We start from the raw sequence: 3,756 nt of genomic DNA, 5'->3' as shown, positions 1-3,756 counted from the left end.
GCCGTGGCCGCCGCCCGCGCCGGAGGCCACGTCACCGCCAACGACATCGACCCCGTCGCGGCCGCCGCCATCAGCCTCAACGCCCGCGCCAACCGGGTGACCGTGGCGTTCACCGGCGGCGACCTGCTCGACACCACCCCCGACACCGACGTGCTGCTGGCCGGCGACGTCTTCTACGACCGCGACATGGCCGCCCGGGTCGAACCGTTCCTCCTGGCCGCCCACCGCCGCGGCACCCTGGTCCTGGTGGGCGACCCCCAGCGGTCGTTCATGCCCCGCGGCTGGACACGCCTCGACGCCTTCCCCGTGCCGGTGCCACCCGACCTCGAAGGCGTCGCGGTCAGGACCACCACCGTCTGGCGCCCCGGCCCCGACTGACGCCCACCGCACCCACCGCCTAGAGTCCGTGATCATGCGCGAGATGCGGGAACTCGCCCGCCGCACCTGGCCCACCGGCCGCTGGCACGCCGGGGGACTGGCGTGGAACCTGCACCACCACCCCGACCCCGACCGACCCGTCCGCGTCTGGGGCGCGCACGCCTGGGGCCGACTGCCCGAACCCGGCGTGCTGGAGTGGCAGGTCGACCCCGACCACCCCCTCCTGGCCGAGGAGGTCCTCGACTGGGCCGAAGGCGACACCGGGCTCACCGAGGTCGTCGCCTGGTCCGGCGAACCCCACCAGCTCGACGCCCTCACCCGCCGCGGCTACCGGCACGTGCCCGGACCGTTCTTCGTCCGCCTCGCCCGCGGCCTGGACCACCTGCCCACCACCTCCGTGCCCGACGGCTACCGCTGCGCCCACGTCACCGAGGACCTCGTCCCCACCCGCGTGGACGCCCACCGCGCCGCCTGGCACCCCTCCCGCCTCACCGAGCGCACCTACCACGTCGTGCGCGCCGACGAGCCCTACCGCGAAGACCTCGACCGCGTCGTCCTCGCACCCGACGGCACCGTCGCCGCCTACTGCCTGGCCTGGCTGGACGACGGCGTGGGGGAGTTCGAACCCGTCGGCGCCCACCCCGACCACCGCCGCCTCGGCCTGGCCCGCGCCGCCTGCCTCGACGCCCTGCACAAGCTGCGCGACCTCGGCGCGCACACCGCGATCGTCCACGCCCGCGGCGACGACGCCTACCCCGCGCCCGGCCGGCTCTACCGCTCCCTCGGGTTCCTGCCCACCGGACAGCGCACCCTCACCTACCGACGCCCCCACCGGTAGCGAACCGGTCCGTCGCCGCCAGCACCGCCTCCGGCATCCCCGGATCCGACACCGCGTGCGACGCGCCCTGCACCACCACCAGCTCCGCGTCCGGCCACGCCCGGTCCAACTCCCACGCCGTCCACAACGGGCCCTGCAGGTCCAACCGACCGTGCACCAGGATCGCCGGGATCCCGTGCAACCGCTCCACGTTCGCCAGCACCTGCCCGTCCTCCAACCACGCCCGGTGCCGGAAGTAGTGCGCGCACAGCCGCGCGAACGCCATCCGCCACGCCGGGTCCTCCATCCGCGGCCCCCGCCTGTGCTCCGGCTGCAACGACACGATCGACGCCTCCCAGTCCGTCCAGTCCGTCGCCGCCTTCTCCCGCACCGCCGGATCCGGGTCGTTGAGCAACGCGTCGTAGGCCGCCACCAGGTCCGTCGCACCCCCACCCGCACCCGCCCGGAACCGCGACCACTGCTCCGGGAACAACATCCCCAACCCGTGGTACAGCCAGTCCAGCTCCGCGTACCGGCTCGTGGTCACCGCCACCAGCACCATCCCCGTCACCCGCGCCGGGAACGACTGCGCGTAGTGCAACCCCAGCGTCGACCCCCACGACCCGCCGAACACCATCCACCGGTCGATCCCCAGGTGCTCCCGCAACCGCTCGATGTCACCCACCAGGTGCGCCGTCGTGTTCACCGACAGGTCCGTCGAGTACTCGCTCGCGTGCGGCGTGCTGCGCCCGCTGCCGCGCTGGTCGAACACCACGATCCGGTAGGCGCTCGGGTCGAACCGGCGGGCCATGGTGGGGGAGCATCCCGTGCCCGGACCGCCGTGCAGGCACACCACCGGCCTGCCCCCCGGGTTGCCGCACACCTCCCAGTACACGAGGTTGCCGTCACCCACGTCCAACATCCCGTGCTCGTACGGCTCGATCTCCGGATACCACACGTCCACCCCTCCTCACAGATACAACAGCGCTGTTACATTAGGGGAGTGGACCACCAACCCGCCGGCGAATACCTCGGCACCCGCCTCCGCCACCTCCTCGACCTCCTCGAAGGCGACGTCAGCCGCGTCTACACCGACCTCGGCCTACCGGGCTTCCGCCCCCGCTACACCCCCGTCATCCGACTCGTCCACACCGCCGGACCCCAATCCATCCGCGACCTCGCCGACACCATCGGCGTCACCCACTCCGCCATCAGCCAAACCGTCAACCAGATGCGCCGCGACGGCCTCGTCGACCTCCACCCCGGCCACGACGCCCGCCAACGCATCGTCCACCTCACCGACCACGCCCGCACCATCCTGCCCACCCTCGACGCCGAATGGCACGCCACCACCGCCGCCACCCACGACCTCGACACCGAACTGCCCCACCCCCTCACCACCCTCGTCGACGCCGCCCTCCGCGCCCTCCACCACAAACCCCTCCGCGACCGCATCCACGACCACCTCTGACCCCCACTACCACACCCACCGCGGGGGAGACCCTCACCCCACCCCGTTACCCGCCACCAACTCCGCACCCAACCGCGCCAACTCCGCCCGCACCCCCTCCGAGTCCACCCCCTCCGGCTCGACCACCTCCACCAACCCACCCCACCCCGCCAACACCTGCGCCACCATCAACGCCGACGGCGCCGACAACCGCAACCGCACCCGACCACCCACCTCACCCACCACCTCGCACTGCCGCCCGAACTGATCCCGCAACACCCCCGCGTACCGCGACTCCACCGACACCACCGCCGACACCGACGACCGCCGCCGCTCCACCTCCGACACCACCCGACCCCACACCACCGACAAGTCCAACCCCTCCGGCCGCACGAACACCTCCTCCAACACCCGCACCGACACCACCCGCTCCACCCGGAACGTCCGCTCACCCACCCCCGTACCCGCCACCAAGTACCAAACCCCGTCCTTGTCCACCAACCCCCACGGCTCCACCACCCGCACCGACCGCACTCGCCCACGACCCTCGTACTCCAACTCCACCCGCCGCCGACCCACCACCGCCTCCTCCAACACCCCCACCAACCCCGGCCGACCACGACCCACCCGACCCCACCCCGCCACATCCACCACCACCGCGTCCGCCGCCGCCCGCGCACCCTCCCGGAACGTCTCCGGCAACGCCCGCACCAACTTCCGCAACGCCGCCCGCACCTCCGGCGACCCCGCAGACGCAGGCCCCACCAACAGAAACAACGCCCGCGCCTCCGACGCCGTCAACCCACTCAGATCCGTCCGCGCACGCCCCACCAACCGCCACCCACCACCACGCCCCGGCTGCGCATACACCGGCACACCCGCCGCCGACAACGCCTCCAGATCACGACGCGCCGTCGCCACCGACACCTCCAGCTCACCCGCCAACTCCGCCGCCGTCACCCGCCCCCGCGCCTGCATCACCAACAACACCGCCACCAACCGGTCCGCACGCATGACCCCAGTCTCGCCCCCAAAGTGCTCACTCCGTGAGCACTTTGACCACCACAGTGGGGGACAAGCACCACCACGACCGGAAGGACCCACCATGCTC

At 72.6% G+C, this 3,756-nt stretch carries 4 protein-coding genes and 1 pseudogene; 3 read left to right on the top strand and 2 right to left on the bottom strand.

Translation table 11 applies throughout. The features are described from left to right. Both AB0G02_RS31065 and AB0G02_RS31060 read left to right on the top strand, forming a co-directional pair. Nucleotides 1-378: pseudogene (locus AB0G02_RS31065) on the top strand (methyltransferase); the annotation flags it as partial. Between the two features lie 34 nt (nucleotides 379-412). Further along, a complete protein-coding gene (locus AB0G02_RS31060) occupies nucleotides 413-1,216 on the top strand; it encodes a GNAT family N-acetyltransferase (protein WP_360801095.1) in 804 nt (267 codons plus the stop codon). Here the strand turns inward: AB0G02_RS31060 and pip are convergent. After that, the gene (pip, locus tag AB0G02_RS31055; RefSeq protein WP_360801092.1) at nucleotides 1,191-2,159 is read right to left on the bottom strand and encodes a prolyl aminopeptidase; all 969 of its coding nucleotides are present in this window, start codon (nucleotides 2,157-2,159) and stop codon (nucleotides 1,191-1,193) included. The two genes, AB0G02_RS31060 and pip, sit on opposite strands and share 26 nt — an antisense overlap. Nucleotides 2,160-2,198: 39 nt before the next feature. On the opposite strand from pip, the gene AB0G02_RS31050 reads away from it, so the two are divergent. Further along, nucleotides 2,199-2,666 carry a MarR family transcriptional regulator gene (locus tag AB0G02_RS31050; protein WP_360801089.1) on the top strand — a complete coding sequence of 156 codons (468 nt, stop codon included), beginning with the start codon at nucleotides 2,199-2,201 and terminating at the stop codon, nucleotides 2,664-2,666. Nucleotides 2,667-2,699: 33 nt separating this feature from the next. Here AB0G02_RS31050 and AB0G02_RS31045 read toward each other — a convergent pair whose 3' ends face one another. Further along, entirely contained in the window at nucleotides 2,700-3,659 is a 960-nt protein-coding gene (locus tag AB0G02_RS31045) for a WYL domain-containing protein (RefSeq protein WP_360801085.1), read from the bottom strand. Nucleotides 3,660-3,756 lie beyond the last annotated feature (97 nt).

Source organism: Actinosynnema sp. NPDC023658 (assembly GCF_040639995.1).
Classification (GTDB): domain Bacteria; phylum Actinomycetota; class Actinomycetes; order Mycobacteriales; family Pseudonocardiaceae; genus Actinosynnema.
This window is presented reverse-complemented; position numbering and strand designations above follow the sequence as displayed.

Coding starts and splice junctions, on each gene's coding strand:
- AB0G02_RS31060 (WP_360801095.1), top strand. CDS start 413: ATGCGCGAGATGCGGGAACTCGCCCGCCGCACCTGGCCCACCGGCCGC.
- AB0G02_RS31045 (WP_360801085.1), bottom strand. CDS start 3,659: ATGCGTGCGGACCGGTTGGTGGCGGTGTTGTTGGTGATGCAGGCGCGG.